General features: G+C 49.1%; 19 protein-coding genes. 12 read left to right on the top strand and 7 right to left on the bottom strand.

Annotation, left to right across the window (positions count from 1 at the left end; all coding sequences use genetic code 11):
• Positions 1-7 precede the first annotated feature (7 nt).
• Complete coding sequence (locus tag K384_RS05300; protein WP_038030158.1) at positions 8-2,134, top strand: penicillin-binding protein; 2,127 nt, start codon at positions 8-10, stop codon at positions 2,132-2,134.
• Between the two features lie 65 nt (positions 2,135-2,199).
• Here K384_RS05300 and K384_RS05295 read toward each other — a convergent pair whose 3' ends face one another.
• Complete coding sequence (locus tag K384_RS05295; RefSeq protein WP_038030156.1) at positions 2,200-2,607, bottom strand: hypothetical protein; 408 nt, start codon at positions 2,605-2,607, stop codon at positions 2,200-2,202.
• Between the two features lie 345 nt (positions 2,608-2,952).
• On the bottom strand, positions 2,953-4,335 hold the full coding sequence (locus K384_RS05290) for an exonuclease domain-containing protein (RefSeq protein ID WP_038030153.1): 1,383 nt from the start codon (positions 4,333-4,335) through the stop codon (positions 2,953-2,955).
• Between the two features lie 77 nt (positions 4,336-4,412).
• Between K384_RS05290 and K384_RS05285 the strand changes: the two genes are divergently transcribed.
• Positions 4,413-5,390: a GSCFA domain-containing protein gene (locus K384_RS05285; protein WP_051633137.1), complete on the top strand. Its 978-nt coding sequence runs from the start codon at positions 4,413-4,415 to the stop codon at positions 5,388-5,390.
• On the opposite strand, the gene K384_RS05280 is transcribed toward K384_RS05285, so the two are convergent.
• The 5 genes from K384_RS05280 to K384_RS05260 form a co-directional block, all read right to left on the bottom strand.
• Positions 5,387-7,972, bottom strand: a complete 2,586-nt coding sequence (locus K384_RS05280) for a ligand-binding sensor domain-containing protein (RefSeq protein ID WP_038030151.1) — start codon at positions 7,970-7,972, stop codon at positions 5,387-5,389. The two genes, K384_RS05285 and K384_RS05280, sit on opposite strands and share 4 nt — an antisense overlap.
• A gap of 17 nt (positions 7,973-7,989) precedes the next feature.
• On the bottom strand, positions 7,990-8,349 hold the full coding sequence (locus K384_RS05275; RefSeq protein WP_038030149.1) for a hypothetical protein: 360 nt from the start codon (positions 8,347-8,349) through the stop codon (positions 7,990-7,992).
• A gap of 90 nt (positions 8,350-8,439) precedes the next feature.
• The gene (locus tag K384_RS05270; RefSeq protein WP_051633136.1) at positions 8,440-10,947 is read right to left on the bottom strand and encodes a penicillin acylase family protein; all 2,508 of its coding nucleotides are present in this window, start codon (positions 10,945-10,947) and stop codon (positions 8,440-8,442) included.
• A gap of 32 nt (positions 10,948-10,979) precedes the next feature.
• Complete coding sequence (locus K384_RS05265) at positions 10,980-11,447, bottom strand: MarR family winged helix-turn-helix transcriptional regulator (RefSeq protein ID WP_038030145.1); 468 nt, start codon at positions 11,445-11,447, stop codon at positions 10,980-10,982.
• 36 nt (positions 11,448-11,483) lie between these two features.
• Positions 11,484-12,131, bottom strand: coding sequence for a carboxypeptidase-like regulatory domain-containing protein (locus K384_RS05260; protein WP_051633135.1), 648 nt, complete (start codon positions 12,129-12,131; stop codon positions 11,484-11,486).
• Positions 12,132-12,312: 181 nt separating this feature from the next.
• Between K384_RS05260 and atpA the strand changes: the two genes are divergently transcribed.
• The 10 genes from atpA (at position 12,313) to rpsS (ending at position 20,534) form a co-directional block, all read left to right on the top strand.
• Positions 12,313-13,896, top strand: coding sequence for a F0F1 ATP synthase subunit alpha (gene atpA, locus K384_RS05255; protein WP_038030144.1), 1,584 nt, complete (start codon positions 12,313-12,315; stop codon positions 13,894-13,896).
• Positions 13,897-13,970: 74 nt separating this feature from the next.
• Positions 13,971-14,867: an ATP synthase F1 subunit gamma gene (gene atpG, locus K384_RS05250; RefSeq protein WP_038030142.1), complete on the top strand. Its 897-nt coding sequence runs from the start codon at positions 13,971-13,973 to the stop codon at positions 14,865-14,867.
• 207 nt (positions 14,868-15,074) lie between these two features.
• Positions 15,075-15,992, top strand: coding sequence for a phosphate/phosphite/phosphonate ABC transporter substrate-binding protein (locus K384_RS05245; protein ID WP_038030140.1), 918 nt, complete (start codon positions 15,075-15,077; stop codon positions 15,990-15,992).
• A gap of 100 nt (positions 15,993-16,092) precedes the next feature.
• Positions 16,093-16,518 carry an HIRAN domain-containing protein gene (locus K384_RS05240; protein WP_211245220.1) on the top strand — a complete coding sequence of 142 codons (426 nt, stop codon included), beginning with the start codon at positions 16,093-16,095 and terminating at the stop codon, positions 16,516-16,518.
• 73 nt (positions 16,519-16,591) lie between these two features.
• Positions 16,592-17,638 carry a zinc dependent phospholipase C family protein gene (locus tag K384_RS05235; RefSeq protein WP_071837450.1) on the top strand — a complete coding sequence of 349 codons (1,047 nt, stop codon included), beginning with the start codon at positions 16,592-16,594 and terminating at the stop codon, positions 17,636-17,638.
• Positions 17,639-17,812: 174 nt separating this feature from the next.
• Positions 17,813-18,433 carry a 50S ribosomal protein L3 gene (gene rplC, locus K384_RS05230; protein WP_038030138.1) on the top strand — a complete coding sequence of 207 codons (621 nt, stop codon included), beginning with the start codon at positions 17,813-17,815 and terminating at the stop codon, positions 18,431-18,433.
• Positions 18,434-18,437: 4 nt separating this feature from the next.
• Entirely contained in the window at positions 18,438-19,067 is a 630-nt protein-coding gene (gene rplD / locus K384_RS05225) for a 50S ribosomal protein L4 (protein WP_038030136.1), read from the top strand.
• Positions 19,068-19,075: 8 nt separating this feature from the next.
• Positions 19,076-19,372, top strand: a complete 297-nt coding sequence (gene rplW / locus K384_RS05220; protein ID WP_038030134.1) for a 50S ribosomal protein L23 — start codon at positions 19,076-19,078, stop codon at positions 19,370-19,372.
• Between the two features lie 47 nt (positions 19,373-19,419).
• Positions 19,420-20,244 (top strand): 50S ribosomal protein L2, encoded by an 825-nt coding sequence (rplB, locus tag K384_RS05215; RefSeq protein ID WP_038030132.1) that lies wholly within the window; start codon positions 19,420-19,422, stop codon positions 20,242-20,244.
• 11 nt (positions 20,245-20,255) lie between these two features.
• A complete protein-coding gene (rpsS, locus tag K384_RS05210; RefSeq protein ID WP_038030130.1) occupies positions 20,256-20,534 on the top strand; it encodes a 30S ribosomal protein S19 in 279 nt (92 codons plus the stop codon).
• The last annotated feature ends 18 nt before the right edge of the window (positions 20,535-20,552 follow it).

Genomic DNA, 20,552 nt, shown 5'->3' with positions numbered 1-20,552 from the left:
AAAAGCCTTGAATATCAAGCAGTCTATACTTTTACGTGTCCGGCTCTCTTTTTTATTGGTAGCGGCAGTGGCTTTGGCCATTGTGGCACGTATCGTGTACATACAATTCGTGGAGGGCGACTATTGGCGCCAAAAAGCCGAACGGCGCGATGTACGTTTGCAGCCCATTCCTGCCCTGCGGGGCAATATTCTGGCCGATGACGAGCGTCTGCTGGCTACTTCCTTGCCTTTCTACAAAGTGGCTTTTGACCCCGTGGCGCCGGATGAAGCTACTTTCAAGGCGGGCATCGACTCGTTGGCTTGGTATGCCGCCCACTTTTTCAGGGATCGCACCCCACAAGAGTATAAGCACTTCTTCGTGAATGCCCGCCGGCAGGGGCGTCGTTATGTGCCCTTGGGAAGGAAAGCGGTGGACCACAGCGACATGCAAAAGATTGCTGCCTGGCCCATCTTCCGAAAAGGGCGCTTGAAAGGGGGCATTATTTTCGAGCAGGAAACACGCCGCTTCAACCCATTCCACACCTTGGCACGCCGGACCATCGGTTATGTGAATAATGAAGGGCGTGGTGTCGTAGGGATTGAACTAAGCTTCGACAAATACCTTCGAGGCAAGCCCGGGCAGGCAGTTTACAGACGCTCGGTAGGGAACCGTTGGGTACCTTTTCATGATGGTTCTTTCATAGAGCCGCAAGACGGCATGGATGTATATACCACACTGGACGTGAACATACAAGATGTGGCACACCATGCGCTTTTAAAAGCACTGGTAGAAAACGATGCAGACTTTGGCTGTGTGGTGGTGATGGATGTGAAAACGGGCGCTATCAAAGCCATGGTGAACTTGGGGCGTGTGGATAGTGCCCGCTATGCCGAGAACTATAATTATGCCATTGGCAGCAAGGGCAGTGCCGACCCCGGCTCTGTATTTAAGCTGGCTTCCGTGATGGCGCTTTTTGAAGACAACCCACAGCTTTCGCTAAACGCGCCGGTAGAAACCGGTGATGGCAAATACCGCTTCTGGGATGTGGTGCTGCGTGACCCCAAGCCTGACGGTTACGGCACCATCACCTTGCAGCAAGCCTTTGAATACTCTTCGAGCATTGGCATTGCCCGCATGGTGTATGAGCACTTCAAAGCCAATCCACAGCGTTTTATCAACTATTTGCATCAATTTGGGCTAAGTACTCCCCTTGATTTTCAGTTGGTGGGCGAAGTAAAGCCGTATATCAAAAATACGAACGACCCCACTTGGAGCCGCCTGTCATTGCCTTGGATAGCCATTGGTTATGAAACAGTGGTTTCGCCTTTGCAATTGCTTACTTTCTATAATGCGGTGGCAAACAACGGCAAGATGGTGCAGCCTTTCATCGTGGACGAAATAAGAGACAAAGAGGGGCGTGTGGTGGTCGATTATGAGCCGGTACTCTTGCGTGAGCGCATCTGTTCGCCACAAACCTTGCAAAAAGCCCGTCTTTTGCTTGAAGGTGTGGTAGAACGTGGCACAGCCCGGAACATCAAAAGCAAACAATACAAGATAGCCGGCAAAACCAGTACTTCTCAAAAATTCAAGGATGGGCAATATATCAAAGAGTATCATACTGCTTTTGCGGGTTACTTCCCTGCCGATAACCCCAAATACAGCTGTATTGTAGTGATAGACAACCCAAGGCGCAATTTGCAATATGGTGGCGAAGTGGCTGCTCCCGTTTTTCGCAAAATCGCCGATGAAATCTATAGCATGGATTTGAGCATCCACGAAGACAAGGTCATTACCCGGAAGGCAGTTTCGCCCAAACAAATACCTTATAATGAGGTAGGGAAAGCTGCTGACTTACAACGTATTTTTGAAGAGTTGGATATTCCGCAAAAAAAATGGGAGGGGGTAGATGAGCGCAGTTGGGTATTCTCTTCCACGGCGCCCGATAGCACGGTGGTTTGGAAGCCCCTGTTGCTCGATGACGACAATATGCCCGATGTGCGAGGCATGAGCTTGCGCGATGCTCTTTTTATATTGGAAAACAGAGGGCTGAACGTTTGGGTGAAGGGCAAAGGCAAGGTATTGCGGCAAAGCATCGAGCCCGGAAGGCCCATTAAGCGCGGTCAACCTGTCACCTTATACTTGGAGCACCCCTGAAAATTGAGACTTCTCAAAAAAGCAAGCGAAGGGAAAAAAGCAACATATTCCCTTCGCTTGGGGAATTAGTTATGCAGAAACAGGAAAAGTACAAAAAGTGCAGTGAGGAAATAGGGCACCAAAGAGGCAGCACCGGCATAATCTTTTGCCATGCGTTGACCAAAGAAAAGCATCAACAAGCTAAGTGCCGAGAGCAGCACGCCCCAAAAAGCAACAGTGGTGTTGCCGGCAAATACAATGAAGGCAGCGCCCACTGCCGACACCACGCCCGAGGCTACTTCCATGAGTGTCAGCACACCCAGTAGCAGGGGAACTATGCCTTTGAGCGGGCTTTGGGCAAAGTGCCCTTTGAGCCAGCTTAGATTGCCCTTCCAGTCAAAGACTTTGTCAAGCCCTGACTGAAGGAATAGAATGGCAAAAAATAAAGCGCCTAACAAGCGGAGCAAAAGTAAGGAGTGAATAAGTGTTTCCATTTTGCGTGTCTTTTTTGGTGAATGCCAATGAAAGTTAGTGAAAAATAAAAAAATGCTTGCTTGGGTGTTAACCGGAAGTATTTTGTATGCTTGTCATTGTGCTCACGTTTTTTATCTGTTCGTGCTTTTCTTTTGTCATTTTGCCCCCTCTTTTTGTCATTTCGAGCATCCTACTTTGTCATTTCGAGCGTAAGCGAGAAATCTCTTTTTGCTTCTTGTGACGTGGCTTGATGAGTTTGAGATTGCTCATCTCACTGCGTTCGGTTCGAAATGACAAGCCGTGCTTCGCTCATTCGAGATGACAAGCTACTCTTCATGCTGTTTGAATGGCAGACTGTGCGGCATTTAAAAATACAGAATACGCGTATGTGGATGTTTCTTCAGGTAGCTTCTAATGATATGATGATGGTCTTTGTAGTCGGGGTACTTCTGCAGGAACTCATGTCTTTGTGCAAGCAGCTCGGCTTCCGGCAGCCCGGCAGGCGCATAGCCAAACCCCCGGTATTGGCTGTTTTCGACCAAAACGAAAGCCTGCTCGCGACTATGACGCCCACGCTCGACTATAAGCATGTTGCCATGCTCTATGCCGGGCAAGTGTTTAAAAGCTTGTCGCACACGCTGATTGTAGCTTTCTGCTGCTTCTGCCCCCACACAAGCCCCTTTGCATAAACCCACTTGATAGTCGAAGCAGGCATGGCGGGTGTCGTACAAATGAGCCAGCTTCATGCAAAGTTCATGTTTTTTCACCAGCTGATAAAGAAGTTCCCGCCCTTTGGCTATACTCGGAAAGAAGTACAGAGGATTACCCCGCAGCTTTTCTGTCTTTTGTATGCTTAAATGCAGGTATCCGTCTTCTGCCATTTCCACAGCCAGCACAGCTTGAAAATGCTTGTGTCTTTGTGCGCGGTTGAACGGCGGTTTGATTTGCTTGATAAGGTGGTTTTCTAACAAAAGGGCAACGAGCTCGCTGCCCGTAAGCCGGTATTCCACAGCATGTACTTTTTCCTTCAAACGCAGCCGGCGTCTTTGTTTTTCGCTTACTTGAAAGTGCTGCAGCACGCGCCGGTAAATATTCCGGCTTTTCCCCACATACAGGGTTTCGCCGTTTTCGCCTTTCAGGAAATATACCCCAACATCTTCGGGAAGGTTTTCTATTTGCCGGCGGTCTATATAGGGCGGCAGGCTGACAGCCTGAATTTCTTCCTGCACAATGGCTTGCTTGGCCTGCACATCGCTGATTTGAAGCAGCTGTTCGAGTAAACGTGCGGTCACTTCTGCATCACCGAGAGCGCGGTGGCGTGCCCGGTTGGGAACGCCCAGCAGCTCGCTGAGCGCACTCAGCCCGTGTTTGGGTAGCTCGGGCATCAACAGGCGCGACAAACGCAAAGTGCAGAGGGTAGGGCGGCGGTAACGATAACCCAACTCTTGAAATGCTGCTTTCAGAAAAGAATAATCGAACTGCACGTTGTGTGCCACAAAAACACACCCTTCGGTGAGCTCTACAACCTTTTGGGCTATTTCAAAAAAGCGAGGGGCTTGGCTTACCATGTCACCGGTAATGCCGGTGAGGCGGCTGATAGCCGGCGGTATGTGTGTTTCGGGGTTTACCAGGCTGCTGAAGCGTTTCAGTTCACGCTTCCCATCGTGGACAATAATGGCTATATCTATGATTTTATCGAGCAAGGGGCGGCTGCCCGTCGTCTCCAAGTCAACAACTGCGTACAACATCTTTTATCATTAACAAGACAAAGTTAATAACTTTACCCAAGTGAAGCGGTCATTGCCTTTTACAAAACAACAGATGCATGAAATGGTTTACGCCTCTTTCCTTTGAGCACCTCCGTTTGCCGGTGCTGTCTTATGCACACCGCATCCTTTCCATTGGCTCCTGCTTTGCCGATGAAATGGGCAATTTGCTGAAAGATGCCAAGTTTTCGGTGATGAACAACCCTTTTGGTGTTTTGTTTAATCCTGTTTCGCTGCGCAAAACCTACTCCACAGCTATGCAGGCGGAGGGCAGCGCTTGGGAAGCAGGCATCTTGCAAGTAGCCGAAGACCTGTATGTGCACTACGACTGTCATTCAAAAATTTTTGGTGCTTCTGCCCAAGCATTGATGAACAACTTGGAATCTACGGCAGCAGCCTTGCGGGCATGGCAACCCGATGTGATATTGCTCACTTTGGGCACTTCTATCGTGTACGAGCACCGCACACTGCGCACCATCGTTGCCAACTGTCATAAACAACCGGCAAGCCTTTTTCATAAGCGCACGCTCAGTCTTCCGGAAATCATGGATGCACTCAATGGATTATATGCCTTATGGCAGGGCGCCCAAGCATGGATTGTAACGGTGAGCCCCGTGCGGCATATTAAAGACGGCTTGGTTGAAAATCAATACAGTAAGTCGCTGTTGCGGGTAGCAGTAGAGCAATGGCAACAACAGCATGCCAACGTTTATTATTTTCCTTCCTATGAAATTATGATAGATGAGTTGCGCGATTACCGGTTTTATGCCGAAGATTTGGTACACCCCTCCCCACAGGCGATTCGCTACATATGGGATTTGTTTTGCGCGCATTGCCTCGATGAATCGAGTCAAGTGTTGTATGCCCAATGGCAAAAGTTGAGCCGCCAATTGTCACACCGTCCTTTGTTTCCGCACACTGCACAGAACCGCCAACGTTTGCAGCGCCTGCTTGCAGACTTGCAGGCGCTCGCTGCTCAATTGCCCCTGCAAGAAGAAATTGCCCATGTAAAATGCTTATTAGAAGGCAATGCCTAAATGCGGTTCTTCTCGCCTTGCTGCCACAGACCTTTGTCGGCTTTTTGCACGGGGTCTTCTTCTTTGGGGCGGTTTTGGGCAGATAAAATACGATAAATCAGCTTCTCAATGGGACTGACGACGGCTGCCAGTGCTACGTTGGCAATCACTTTAAAGATGGTGACATTGCCCACCTTTTGCTCTATGTAGCCTTCAATAATGTTCTCGTTGACAAACTCAAACACAATCAGCAAGGTAGTAATAGCCAAAATGATGCTGACTTTGTGTCCTCTTTTTCGTGTGCCAAAGTAGAAAGAGGCAATCAATAAGCTCAAGAAAAAGGCAACTTCTGCCGCATAGAACCACCATTGTTCCCAATAAGGCGGCTCAATTTTGAAAGCAAAGGTGGTGTATATTTTATTTTCCACGCCGTCGCTGTTGGCTGCTTTTACTTGAAACTCATATTCGCCCGGTGGCAGGTTGGTATAAGTTGCTTTCCGTTGGTTGGTCCATTCGCTCCATTCTTTGTCGAAGCCTTTGAGGTAGTATTGATAACGCACCCGCTCCGGAATGGTGAAATGAATGCCTATGAACTCAAAAGTAAGGTAGTTTTGATTGTAAGGAAGCACCACGGCAAACTCTTCCCCTTCTTTTGGGCGCGGCAAGTTGAAGTAGTTATCTACGCTGTCGGCATATTGCCGCCAATCTATCTCTTTGCCAAATAAACGTATGGAAGTGATGTGTGTGATGGGGGGCATGGGATTGGGGCGGTCTTCTTTCGGGTTGTATTTTACAACACCATTGAACGCACCAAACCATAGGTTCCCTTCTCTGTCTTTGGCAACGGCGTTAGGATAGGTTTGTATGAGCTTGAAGCCGTCTATGTAGCCGTAATATTTGAAATTTTGCTTTTTGTCGAACTTCTCCACCCCATTGCGATGTCCCAGCCATAAGTTGCCTTGGTCATCCTCAATGATAGACCATACATTCTGTGCACTTAGCTTGTCTTTTTTGCCGTAGCAAGTGAAGCAGTTGGTTTGCATGGGATTGGCATTGTCGTGCATACGACACAGACCATTTTCGGTAGCTACCCATATGGTACCGTTGCTGTCTTCATAAATAGAAAGCACCAAGTTATTGGCCAAGCCGTTTTGGATGGTGAAGTTGATAAACTTTTTGCCATCGAAGCGGCTCAATCCTTTGTAGCTGCCAAACCAAAGGCGCCCCCGGCTGTCGTGCAAGGCCGCACGAACATAATTGCTTGGTAAGCCCTGTTTTTCGGTATAATGAAGCACTCTTTCGCCATCGAAGCGCAGCAGACCATTGTCTGTGCCTACCCATATGTGCCCCAAGTCGTCTTCGGTGATACAGTACACATAGTCGTCGGCACGTGTGTCGGGGTTGTTGAAGGTTTCAAAACTGCCGTTTCGGTAACGGCAGAAACCCCCGCCGGCAGTACCTATCCACAGGGAGCTGTCGCGAGCCTGAAAGAGCGTGCGGATGAAGTTATTGGGCAAGCCGTCGTCACGGGTAAATACTTTGAAACTTTGTTTGCCGTCGTATCGTACCAGTCCGTTGCCCAAAGTGCCAAACCACAAATACCCCTGCATATCTTGCAGGATAGAGGTTACGGCACGCCCGGTTACAAAAGGTTGCGCCAATATGTTGAAGCGGCGATTGGCCAGCTTCGATAAGCCCGCATCGGTGCCAAACCAAAGGTTTAAATTGCGGTCTTGATAAATGGTATTGATTTCGTTGCTGATAAGCCCGTTGAGTGTGGTGAGTGTCTCGCTGACGGTATCGGCAGCAATGGCAAAAGCGCCGCCTAAGCTGCCAAACCACAGCTTGCCGTCTTGAGTAACCGTGGTGGCAAATATGTTTTTGTCTATCAAGTCAAGCTCTATGGAGTGAATATTTCCCCGGGCATCCATCTTGGCCAAACCATTAGAGGTGCCGAACCATAAGTAGCCCTCATGGTCTTCTATGATGCAATTGACAATACGGCTGGGGAGCCCGTCTTCTTCTGTAAATACCTTGAAACCGCGCGTGTCGTAACGGGCTACGCCGTTTGAGGTGGCAATCCAAATATAGTGCTCGCTGTCTTGGTAAATGTACCAGGCACGGTTGCTGGGGAGGCCGTTTTCTACTGTATAATTGGTGAATTTTTTTCCATCGAAGCGGCTGACGCCGCCGGTGGTGGCAAACCACAGAAAGCCGTTGCTGTCTTCAAATATGTAGTAAACGTCGTCGCTGATGAGTCCGTTTTTTGTGGTAAAGCTCTGAAACGTGCGCCCATCGAAGCGGCTAACGCCGGCACGTGTGGCTACCCACAGGTTTAGTTTACTGTCTTGAATGATATGGTTGACATTGTTGCTGGGCAAGCCGTGCTCTGTGGTGTATTCCTGAAAAGTAGCTCCATCGAAGCGGCAGATGCCGCCTTCGGTAGCCAACCACAAAAAACCATTGTAGTCTTCGACTATGGCACGCACATGCGACTCCGGAAGGCCTTCTACCAGGCTATAGTTGCGAAACGGGTATATCTGTGCGCTTATTGAGAAAACAACACTAAAAAAGCATAAAAAAATAAGCCCAAAACGACGCATCTTATTCAAAGGTTTTCTTAGTAAGAACTTTTTTGTTTTTTCTCTACTTCTTTGTTGTAAACTGCTTTTTTGTTGCCTTTTAATTGTTTCAACTCTCTTTCCAGCTCTTGTATGCGGGCTTGTAATTGCTGTATTTGCCAGTCTTTGCTGCGGCTGCTTTTATATTTGGTTTCATATACTTTTACTTCCTGAACCAATGCTTGGTGCTCATTTTGAGCCATTTCCAAGCGTTGGCGATAAGCATAGACGGAGGCCTTGCCCTCGAGTGTGAGGTAGCGTTGAGTCTCTAATTCTTGTTGCAGGGCTTGGTATTTGGACATGGGCACGCAGCCACTGCCCAAAAGGAGCAAAATAGTTGATAAGCGCAGATATTTCATCGTTTCAATAAAGTTATCCCTCACAATGAATATAATAATTTGTGAGGGATAAGCGATGAAAACGACAGCAAAATAGTGTAAGAAAAAAAGTTATTCTTGGGACTTTGATAATTTAACTTGATAGAGTAGCCTGTTTTCTGCTATCTCCTCGGGGCGGGTGAGAAACAGCAGGGTAGGCAGGTTGCCGGCACGCCATATTTCTACCATGTTGTCATAGAAGGGACTGCCGGGGTTCCCCGATTGCCCCCCGGGATAGACGCCCCATGCTTGTACCGGCTCGCCCAGTTGCACCACCATGCGCCACGAAGGACCATGGGTGCTGCCGGTAGCATTCACCATGCGGCTGCCGCCGCCTGTTTCGAGGACGCCTGTACCAAAGCCGGGTATTTTGGCCAAGTGGTCTATATGCGTGTTTTTATGTTTCCACCATTGCCAGTTTTCGCCTATACTGCCATATTTCTTTTTTAGCTGATCAATAGTTTGCTGAAACGAACGGATGGCAATGGCCCGGTAGTCCTCGACTTCTATGGTTTTGCGGTCGTCGAACCAACGGGCGGTGGTGTCTATGACGGCCATGCGCAGTGTCGTTTCCAGCTCGGGATAACGCATAGGGGCAGGGAAATCATCATACCATATGCCACGATGAAAATTCTTCCACCACTCTTCGAAGATGGTGGCAGCTATTGATTGCGCATTATTTTCGAAGTTCCAGTTTTCAAGCAACTCAAAGGCTTTTTGGTAATCACCTTCTAATTGGCTGCCGCGAATGCGTGCCAGCAAGAAGGGCAATACTTCGCGTGCCAGTACGTTCAAGTTGTCGTTTTGCAGGCTGCGCATGTCTTCGAATGAAGCCCGGCGTAAGCCCGAGAGTACTTCGTTGATGCGTAAGCCCCGATCGGCCGACACATAGTCCCAGCCCAGATAGTAAGGGTACTGCTTTTCGGAAACGCTGTGTTGATTGGCAGAGCTTACAAAACCTCGCTTAGGGTTGAGCACATGCGGGTTATGAGCATGAGGCAAATAACCTTGCCATGCGTAGGCGCTGTCTGTGCCGGGCAGTATAAACTTGCCTTGCTCTTTCCAACGTAGCGGATGCCGTCCGTTGACCCATAAAGCAATGTTGTTGTCGTTGTCGGCATATACAAAATTCTGGGAGGGGCAGGCAAAATGTTCCAGTGCCTTCACAAAATCATCATAGTTGGCAGCCCGGTTGAGCAGGTAAAAAGTTTTCAGCTCGACGGAAGGCTCATGCGCCACCCAGCGGATGGCGTGCTCGGCAGGCAGCTGCAAACCGAGGTTAGGGAGCGCTTGCTTGGTGACTGCCACCGGTCCCCAAACCGTGTAGGGTACTTCTTCTACCACACTTTCACCATTGCGCAAGTGAATGACCTCTTTGCGCATCTCTACCTTTCGCCACTGCCCATTGAAACGGTACTCCCGGTAAGTCTTATCTTTAAACTCAATGCGGTATAGGTCCAACACATCGGCATAGCTGTTGGTAACCCCCCAGGCTATTTTTTCATTAAAGCCAATGACTACGCCGGGTGCACCGGGCAAAGAAACCCCATACACATTACAGCCGGGCGCATGCAGCTGCACCTCGTACCATATGGAAGGCAAGCGCAGTTGCAAGTGAGGGTCATTGGCTAAGAGCGGACGCCCCGTAACACTCTTACTGCCACTTATTGCCCAGTTGTTGCTGCCCTTAGGGTAAGTTTCTTCTTTTGAGCTGCCCGTGGCTACCAATTGCCGGGCAGTGGTGTATAGCACGGAGTCCAAGCCGGCCGGTTGTTTGGGAACAGGCAGTGGCTTGAAGTCCAAAGGCGTATCTTCCGGAATGACCGGCACTTGACGATAAGGTTGGTCACTGAACACACTATCAATAACCCCTTTGCCATATGTTGCCAGCGCATAGGAGAGCGAGTAGTCGCTGCTGCCATTGGCACTCAAATCAAAAGCCATGTACTTAAGCAGCAGAGCTGTTTTCAGAGGTGTCCATACTTCCGGCTGATAGTCAAGTATTTTATACTCCAACGGCAGGTCGCCTTCATCCAGTTGCGCTATGTAGGCATTGACCCCTTCTGCGTAGGCTTCCATTACCATGCGGCTTACGGAGTCGGCCATGTGGGCTTCAAGAGCTTGTTCGGCGGCATATACCATCCCTATGCGGCGTTGGAAGCGATCGAAGTCCAAGGCACGCTCGCCCACTATCTCGGACAAACGCCCGGCCGCAGCCCGTGTTTGGAAGTCCATTTGCCAAAGCCGGTGCATGGCGGTTACATAGCCTTGAGCGTAGTAAAGGTCATGATCATTTTTTGCAAAGATATGGGGCACCAGACGGTCGTCGAACAGAATATGCACCTCGTCCAACAGACCGGGGAGCGCCAGCTGCTGAACCTCTTTTGAAGCCACAGGCGGCTCGGCATTTGCCCAAAACCCTTTGAAAGGGTCAAAAAACTTCCCTACCGGGGGCAAGGCTTGCAGCTCTTGGGGAACATACTCTTTCAACACAGGCACCTCGCTTAAACGATGGTGCAAAGAGTAAACAAGGGCAAAGGTCAAGAAGTTAAGAATAAGCGTAAAAATCCATCGAAACATAGGCAGGGGCTTTTAATAAGGAAGATATATGGTTATTCTTCTTGAAAACAAGCACGCAACTCGTCAAGTAGGTCGCTCAATAAGTTGGCTTTTTCTTCGGTCAGGCTGTGCAACCGGGCTTCAAAATGGTCCTGCTCTACGTCTATTTTTGCCAACAAATCCAGCCCTTTTTCAGTAATCAAGATATTGACAATACGCCTGTCCACAGCAGAAGGTTCTTTTATTACCAACTCCTTGCGTAGCAGACGGTCCACGATACGGGAAGCGTTGGAAGTGCGGTCAATCATGCGCTCGGCTATGTAGGAAGTACTCACGGGCGTAGGGTAGGCGCCCCGCAAGATGCGCAACACATTGTACTGCGACACGCTCAAATTATAAGGGCGCAATAACTGGATTTGTTTAAGGTTCATCCAAGAACTCGTATATAGCAGGTTCACCACCATTCGCTGGTAGGGGCTCTTGAAGTTCTTGGTTTGCGATATGGCTTTTTCTATGCTCATAGTAGGGGCAGGTCGTTTGAAATGCAAAAATAAGCCTTAGGGCGCCTCCTCGTAGGCTTTCATATTTTCTTTTTTGTACTTTCCTTGCTTGATATCTTTAATGAAGCGCGACCAGGCAAAGGGGTTCAAAAGCGAAAGGCTTGGTAGAAACGTTTGATTATGCAGCTGATAGACCTGCTGGTTCATGTAATTGCGGTAGTTGATGGAGCCGTCCATTTCCATCTGAAAGGCAGCACGTGCCACAAAGCTGGCGCGCAGGTTTTCTTTTAGCAATTTGGTGCGCTCGTCTTCCATCTCCAACTTTAAAAAAGCTTCTTTGAATTGAAGCTCGGTGCCATAAGGAAAGATTTCAACCGCTTCCAACTGATATACTTCCACATCCAGCGCCAAGCGCACGGTATAGGGCTCTTTTTTGTCTTGTGGCACTACGTAAAAAGAGCGTTCATAGCCAATATGAGAGAGATAGAGCGTGTCGCCCGGCATCACGTTGATTTGAAAGCGCCCCTCCGTATCGCTAACCGTGCCCGTTTTGGCAGACGGTATCAAGATGGTTGTGCCCACCAGGGGCTTTTCGGTTTCTTTGTCTATCACATAACCTGTCAGTGGAAAAGAAATGCCTTGCGCTTGCCCTTGAAGCAGGGCGCACCCCATCAACACAAACAGTGCCCCAATGATTTTTTTCATAACTGCTTATTTTTGTGCTTAAAAATACAAAAAAGCATTCTAAAAACGAAAGTTTGTTGTACACCCATATGTTCTTCTGAATTTATTTGAGTGTCAGTGAAGCATTTTTTAAAAAACTTAGTACCTTTGCACCCGGTAATGAATACAAAACAGTATATCGTTCATAGTAAATAAATTACTTATGGCAAGCATAACATTAAGACCGGACGAGATTTCTGCCATTTTGCGTGAACAGCTCTCGAATGTAAAAACAGAGGCTGAACTCGAAGAGGTAGGTACCGTCCTTCAAGTAGGCGATGGTGTAGCCCGCATTTATGGACTGACCAAAGTTCAAGCCGGTGAATTGCTCGAATTTGAGAATGGAATCAAAGCCTTAGCATTGAACTTGGAAGAGGACAATGTGGGGGCTGTATTGTTGGGAGAAGGCACCGTAAAAGAAGGCGACACAGTAAAACGCACCAAGCGTATTGCCAGCGTGAAAGTAGGCGAGGGCATGCTCGGGCGCGTGGTAAACACCTTGGGTGAGCCTATCGACGGCAAAGGACCTATCGAAGGTGAGTTGGTAGAAATGCCTCTCGAGCGCAAAGCCCCGGGGGTTATCTATCGTCAGCCGGTAAAGCAGCCTTTGCAAACCGGTATCAAGGCAATTGACGCCATGATTCCCATAGGTCGTGGGCAGCGCGAGTTGATTATTGGCGACCGTCAGACCGGTAAAACTGCCGTAGCGCTCGATACCATCATCAACCAAAAAGAATACTATGAGCGTGGCGAGCCTGTGTACTGTATTTACGTGGCTTGCGGACAGAAAGCAAGTACCATTGCACAGGTAGTGGCTACGCTTGAAAAATACGGCGCCATGCCTTACACCATTGTGGTGGCTGCGCCTGCTTCTTTCCCCGCGCCCATGCAGTTCTTTGCGCCCTTCACCGGTGCGGCTATTGGTGAGTACTTCCGCGACACCGGCCGTCATGCCTTGGTAGTGTACGATGACTTGTCGAAGCAAGCGGTGGCTTACCGTGAAGTATCGCTCTTGCTGCGCCGTCCTCCCGGACGTGAAGCTTATCCCGGTGATATCTTCTACCTGCACTCGCGCCTCTTGGAACGTGCGGCTAAAATCATCGAATCGGATGAAATTGCTGCCCAAATGAACGACCTGCCCGAATCTTTGAAAGGCAAGGTGAAAGGGGGCGGCTCACTGACGGCGCTGCCTATCATTGAAACCCAAGCCGGTGACGTGTCGGCTTATATCCCGACCAACGTGATTTCTATTACCGACGGTCAGATATTCCTTGAATCGAACTTGTTCAACGCCGGTATCCGTCCTGCTATTAACGTAGGTATCTCGGTATCGCGCGTAGGTGGTTCGGCTCAAATTAAATCAATGAAAAAGGTAGCCGGTACCTTGAAGCTGGACCAAGCGCAGTTCCGCGAACTGGAAGCTTTTGCCAAGTTCGGCTCTGACCTGGATGCCGCTACCAAGCTTATCATTGAGCGTGGACGCCGCAACCTCGAAATATTGAAACAGCCTCAGTACTCGCCGGTGCCCGTAGAAGAGCAAGTAGCCATTATCTATGTGGCAAACAAAGGCTGCCTGGATGAAGTGCCGGTGCCCAAAGTGCGCGAATTTGAAAAAGAATTCTTGCAATTGATGCGCGCCGAGCACAAAGACATCCTGGCAAACTTAAAAGCCGGTAAACTCGAAGACGCCGACACGCAGAAAATGGAAGAGTTGGCGCGTCGATTGGCGAAACAGTTTGCAGCCTAAGGGCATTTTAACCTATACACACAGAGAGAGGCAGCGCCCTCTCTCTTTTTCCCAAACCGGAAAGACAGAATATTATGGCGAGTTTAAAAGAGATACGAAATAGAATCCGTTCGGTCATCTCGACGCAGCAAATCACCAAAGCCATGAAAATGGTGGCGGCTGCCAAGCTGCGCCGTGCTCAGGACCGTATCCTGCGGATGCGCCCTTATGCTCAGTCTTTGAAAGGTATCTTACAAAATCTTTCGGCAAACTTAGACGCTTCGCAAATACAAAGCCCTTACTTGGAGGAGCGTCCTGTAGAGCGTGTGCTTTTGATTGTAGTCACCTCTGACCGTGGTTTGTGTGGTGCTTTCAACAACAACTTGGCAAAAGCCGCTCAACAGGCCATCCATCAGCAATACGAAGCGCAGTACCAAGCCGGCAAACTCGACCTGCTTTGCATCGGTAAAAAAGGATACGAGTATTTTGAGCGCCGGGGGTATTCGGTAGTGCATCCGGAGCATACCGACCTTTTTACCCGCTTGGATTTCGACCACGTATTGACCGTAGGCGAGCAGTTGTTGAGCTGGTACGAGCAAGGGGTGTACGACCGCATCGATATCTTCTACAACGAGTTTAAAAACGTAGCTACGCAAATTCCGCGACAAGAGCAGCTCTTGCCTGCTTCTGCCGACATGGCCGAAGATACAAGCAGCGCCGAAGCTTCCATGGAGTACATCCTCGAGCCTTCGGCCGAAGCGATTGTCACCGATTTGATTCCCAAAATCATCAAAATACAATTCTACAAAGCGCTGCTCGAGTCGAATGCTGCCGAGCATGGCGCCCGCATGATGGCTATGGATAAGGCAACCGAAAACGCCGGCGAATTGCTGCGCGAACTGCGCCTTACCTACAACCGTACCCGTCAGGCGGTGATTACCAAAGAAATTATCGAGATTGTGAGCGGTGCCAGTGCACTCGAAGAAGCCTAACATCCGGCTTTTGGCTCTCAATAAAACAACAGCAGGGTTTCACTATGTGGTGGAGCCCTGTTTTCTTTTTTGTGTGAAGATGAAGCAGCGGAAACACGGCAAAAATTCATCTTTATATAGGCAAAATTTAACTTTCCCGTAAGACAACAGCGTGTGGCGAGTGCTAACTTTGAACCAACAAAACACAAACACTCAACACACTGAATTATGAAACGTCTGGCACTTCTTTTACTATGGCTTGCTCTTACGCTCTTTACCTTATTTGCCAAAGCACAAGACACCCTTTACATTGCTTTTGGCTCGAACATTGACCAATCGGAACAAACCAAGTCACTGGTAGCCGGTTTGTGTACTTACCTGGCCGAGGAGTTGCAGCTGCCGGTTTATCCGGTGATGACCAAAGGGGCAGGGGCTTTTGTAGAGGCTTGCCGTACCCAACAAATAGATATCGGCTTGGTCAATACCTTTGGCTATGTGCTGGCAAAGTATCAATTGGATATAGAGCCGCTCTTGGTAGTAGCCGGCGCCGGCGGTGAGCCCATCGGCTACCGTAGCTGTCTGTTGGCTCATGCACAAAGCAATATACACGCTGTCGATGAGCTCGCAGCCAAAGGCAGCGGGCTGGTGTTTTTGTTTGTCAATCCGGGCTCCACTTCCGGGCACCTTATTCCGCGCCTTCAACTGAAACGCTTAGGTTTGGAACCGGAGTTTGTTTTCCAAGACATCGCTTTTGGCGGCGACCATAAAAGTACTGCCCGCCTCATAGCAGAAGGCAAGTTTTTGGTAGGCGCCTGCTCGTTTACCGACTTGGAAGCCATGATAGCAGCCGGCGAAATAGATTCTTCACAAGTGAAAATACTGTGGAAATCAGAGCCCATTATCAACGGACCGGTGGCCGTGCGGGCTTCCCTGTCTCCGGCAATAAAGGAAAAAATAGCCCTTGCCTTTGAAACAATGCCGGAAAAAAATCCTGCTTTGCATGAAAAAGTGGTACACCTTTGGCACAACACACAAGGGCAAACGGTGCGTTACATACGTGCCAACGACCAACTGTATGATTATATCCGCGAAATAGCTTCCTCCATGGAAGAGCTGGCTTTGTTGGTGTCTTTGTATGCCAACTGAGTTTGTCGTAAAAATCTCTTGCATTTTGGAAGAAGGAGCGCTCAACCGGAGCGCTTTTTTTGTTTACTAACCGCTACCTTTTTTCATGAAAAAACACTAAATGCGTGAGCATCAAATCTTTGAAATCATGAAACGGCGTCATTTCTTTCGCGGTCTTTTTGCGGCTTTATTGCCCTTTACAACTCCGTTTGCCAAAACAGAAACACCGGCCACCCGCCGCCGGATATTGCTGCTCGATAGCGTGCTTGCCGGCTTTTCTTACTATGAAGGGGAGAGGGTATGGCATCAACTCAAAGAAGGGGATGCACTGACATTGCGTCGTGAACCTTCCAATCCTTACGACGAAAAGGCCATAGAGGTATTCTGGAAAAAACACAAATTGGGCTATATACCCCGCGTGGACAACAGCGTGCTTGCCCAGTTGCTGGACCGGGGCGAAACCATAGAGGCAGAAGTGAGCCGTCTGCGTGAGTCATCCAACCCATGGAAGCGCATCGCCATTCGTGTATGGCTGCGCACTGCTTAAGACTAAACGGAGCATATTTTTATGCATCATTTCTTATTTTTCTTGTATCTTTAAAGCGTACTATTGCCGAATTATGAAGTATCGCTTAGCGCTTTTCTTGTTCACACTTTCAATTACGGCGGCCTACTCTTGGGGCTTTTTTGCGCACCAGCGCATCAACCGGCAGGCTGTTTTTTCCCTGCCGCCCGAAATGATTGTTTTCTTCAAAAAGCACATTGTTTACATTACTGAAAAAGCGGTAAACCCCGACAAACGCCGCTATGCCGTGGAGGGCGAGGCGCCGCGTCACTACATAGATGTGGATGTGTATGACAAATACTTTAACGACAGCGCCGTTTATAAAATGCCCCGCTTCTGGAGTGAAGCCGTGGCTATGTTTAGCGAAGACACCCTGCAGGCATACGGCATCGTGCCTTGGCACGTAGAGCGCATGCGTTACCGCTTGACAGAGGCTTTTCGCCGCAAGGATGCGCGTGAGATATTGCGCCTTTCGGCGGACATAGGGCACTACATTGCCGATGCCAATGTGCCTTTGCACACAACCGAAAACTATAACGGGCAGCTGACCGGACAAAGAGGCATTCACGGCTTGTGGGAAAGCCGCCTGCCCGAGCTTTTCTTCGATGATTACGACCTATGGGTGGGTAAAGCCGAATATATTCAAAAACCCCAACTACACATATGGCAGGGCGTGGTGTTGGCACACGAAGCCGTGGACTCGGTTTTTGTTTTTGAGCGCAAAGCCACCGAAATGATGCCTCCCGACAAAAAATATTCCTTCATCGAGCGCAACGGCATCACCGTGCGCACCTACTCTTATGATTTCTGTGATTTGTTTCACCGCCTGCTTGCCGGACAAGTGGAGCGTCGTTTGCGGGCATCCATAAAAATGGTGGCAGACTTTTGGTTTACTTGCTGGGTCGATGCCGGACAACCTGACCTGCGCGAGCTGCTCGATTTTGAGTTTACCCCCGAAGAGCTGGAGCAAATGAAAAAAGAAGAAGAAGAGTGGGAGAAAGCCCCGAAAGTGCCTGTTCGCCCACACGAAGCCACCCGCTTACGCTCCGCTGAAAGTGTACCTGCCTATGCGCATGTATGCCCGCATGATGCACTTTTCTGAAAGCCCCCTGTTGGCAGCTTCCGCAACACGCGCTTTTCCCTCTCGCTTAGCGTCCTGAAAAAAAGGCAATAAGCTGTAAAAAGGGTTTGCAAAGATGAAAAAAATGTCTAAATTTGCACCTCGTTTGCACGGAGTGCGTGCAAGCCTTAACTATGTTGTATAAAAACCAAACAGATGCCAGGAATTATTGGAAAAAAAATCGGCATGACTAGCATCTACGGTGCCAATGGGGAGGTAATCCCATGCACAGTGATAGAAGCTGGTCCTTGCGTGGTAACGCAAGTGAAGACTATCGAGAAGGACGGCTATGAAGCCGTTCAGCTGGGTTTTGGGGAGCGTAAAGAGAAAAATACCCCCAAGCCTCTGTTGGGTCATTTCCAAAAAGCAGGTACTACTCCCAAAATGAAGCTCGTTGAATTCAAGGAGTTCGAAAAAGAGTTTAAGTTGGGTGATGTAGTACGTGTCGAAGACGTCTTCGAGGAAGGCGAGTACGTGGACGTAGTAGGTACTTCTAAGGGTAAAGGCTTCCAAGGGGTTGTAAAACGCCATGGCTTTGCCGGTGTGGGTGAAACTACTCACGGTCAGCACAACCGCGTGCGTGCTCCCGGTTCTATCGGTGCTTCTTCGTTCCCTTCTCGTGTATTCAAAGGGAAACGCATGGCCGGCCGCACAGGTAACGACCGCGTGACCATCCAAAACCTGCGCGTCTTGAAAATCTACCCTGAGAAAAACCTCATCCTGGTGAGTGGGTCTGTACCCGGTGCTAAAAATTCGTTTGTCATATTAGAGAAGTAACATCATGGAGTTAACAGTATACAATATCAATGGGGAAGACACAGGGCGCAAAGTGACCCTGTCTGATGAGGTCTTCGGTATTCAACCCAACGACCACCTCATCTACTTGGATGTAAAACGTTACTTGGCAAATCAACGCCAAGGTACTCACAAAGCCAAGGAGCGCAACGAAATCGCCGGTTCTACTCGCAAGCTGAGAAGACAAAAAGGCACCGGCTTTGCGCGTATTGGTGATATCAAGTCGCCTTTGTTGCGTGGTGGTGGCCGTGTGTTTGGTCCCAAACCGCGCGACTATAGCTTCAAGCTGAATAAAAAAGAAACCCGTTTGGCGCGTAAGTCAGCTTTGACTTATAAGGCACAAGAGGGCAATATCCTTGTCTTGGAAAACATTCAGTTCGAGCAGCCCAAAACCAAGCAGTTCTTGGCCATCTTGCAAAAGTTGGGCTTGGACAACAGCAAGACTTTGGTGGTGCTGCCCGGTTTGGACAAGGTGGTTTACCTCTCTGCTCGCAACCTGCCCAAAGCACAAGTGTTGCCCGCTGAGCAAGTCAATACCTATGCCATCTTGAATGCCGAGAAGCTGGTGATTTGCGAAGGCGCCATCGAAAAAATCGAGAACACCTTAAATGCCTAAGATGAGTCATGAAAGAGCTAACTGATATTATCATAAGACCCCACCTCTCTGAAAAGGCTACCGAGCTGCACGAAAAAGGTGTGTACACCTTCATCGTCAGCGATAAAGCCAACAAGGTGGAAATCAAAAAAGCCGTAGAAGCAATGTACGGCGTAACCGTGAAGTCGGTGCGCACCCTGCGTTATCAAGGTAAATTGAAAACTCGCTACACCAAATCGCAAGTATTGACAGGCCGCACGCCTGCTTTCAAGAAAGCGCTGGTGCAAGTGGCAGAAGGTGATTTTATCGACATCTACGAAGTATAACACAGCCTGTAGAAAACCTATAGTGCTTCACTGATAAAGAAGAAACAATGGCAGTAAAAAAATTAAAACCGATAACTCCCGGACAGCGCCACCGTATTGCGCCTGTCTTCGACGATATCACCACCGACACCCCGGAAAAGAGCTTGATCAAGCCCTTGAAGAAAACCGGTGGCCGTAACAACCAAGGCCGCCGCAGTGCCCGTTATATCGGTGGTGGTCACAAGCGCATGTATCGTGTCATCGACTTCAAGCGCGACAAATGGGATATCCCCGCTACGGTGAAAACCATCGAATACGACCCCAACCGCAGTGCACGCATTGCATTGGTGGTGTATAAAGATGGCGAAAAGCGCTACATCATTGCCCCCCAAGGGCTGCAAGTAGGCCAAACCATCGTGGCAGGTGAAAATGTAGCCCCCGAAGTAGGCAACGCTTTGCCTTTGAAAAACATACCGCTGGGTACCATCGTGCACAACATCGAACTGAAACCCGGCAAAGGTGGCGTCATGGCACGTAGTGCCGGTACTTATGCTCAGCTGGTGGCAAAAGAAGGCAAATATGCCACTTTGAAGCTGCCTTCCGGTGAAATGCGCATGGTCTTGGCTGCCTGCATGGCTACCGTAGGGGCTGTATCCAACCCCGACCATATGAACGTAACACTGGGTAAAGCAGGCCGCTCTCGCTGGTTGGGACGCCGTCCGCGCACCCGTGGTGTGGCTATGAACCCCATCGATCACCCAATGGGTGGTGGTGAAGGGCGTGCTTCCGGTGGACATCCGCGCTCTCGCACCGGCTTGTATGCGAAAGGTAAGAAAACCCGCAATCCGAAGAAGGCTTCAAGCCGCCTAATCATCAGTAGAAGAAAAAAATAAGCTAAGTACCTATGGCACGTTCTCTAAAAAAAGGACCATACGTTGATTTTCGTCTTTTGAAAAAGATTGAAAAAATAAATGCATCGGGGAAGAAAACCGTTATCAAAACCTGGTCGCGTCGTTCTACCATCTCCCCCGAGTTTATTGGACATACCTTCGCCGTGCATAACGGAAACAAACACATCCCTGTTTATGTCACCGAACAAATGGTAGGACATAAGCTGGGTGAATTTGCCCCTACCCGTAACTTCAGAGGGCACGCTGACAAGAAAGACAAAAAGAAAAAGTAAAACGAACGAGTAGCATTA

Origin of the sequence: Thermonema rossianum DSM 10300, assembly GCF_000426825.1 — a bacterium.
Lineage (GTDB): Bacteria > Bacteroidota > Bacteroidia > Cytophagales > Thermonemataceae > Thermonema > Thermonema rossianum.
The sequence above is the reverse complement of the archived record's forward strand: the minus strand, read 5'-3'. Positions and strand labels throughout refer to the sequence as shown.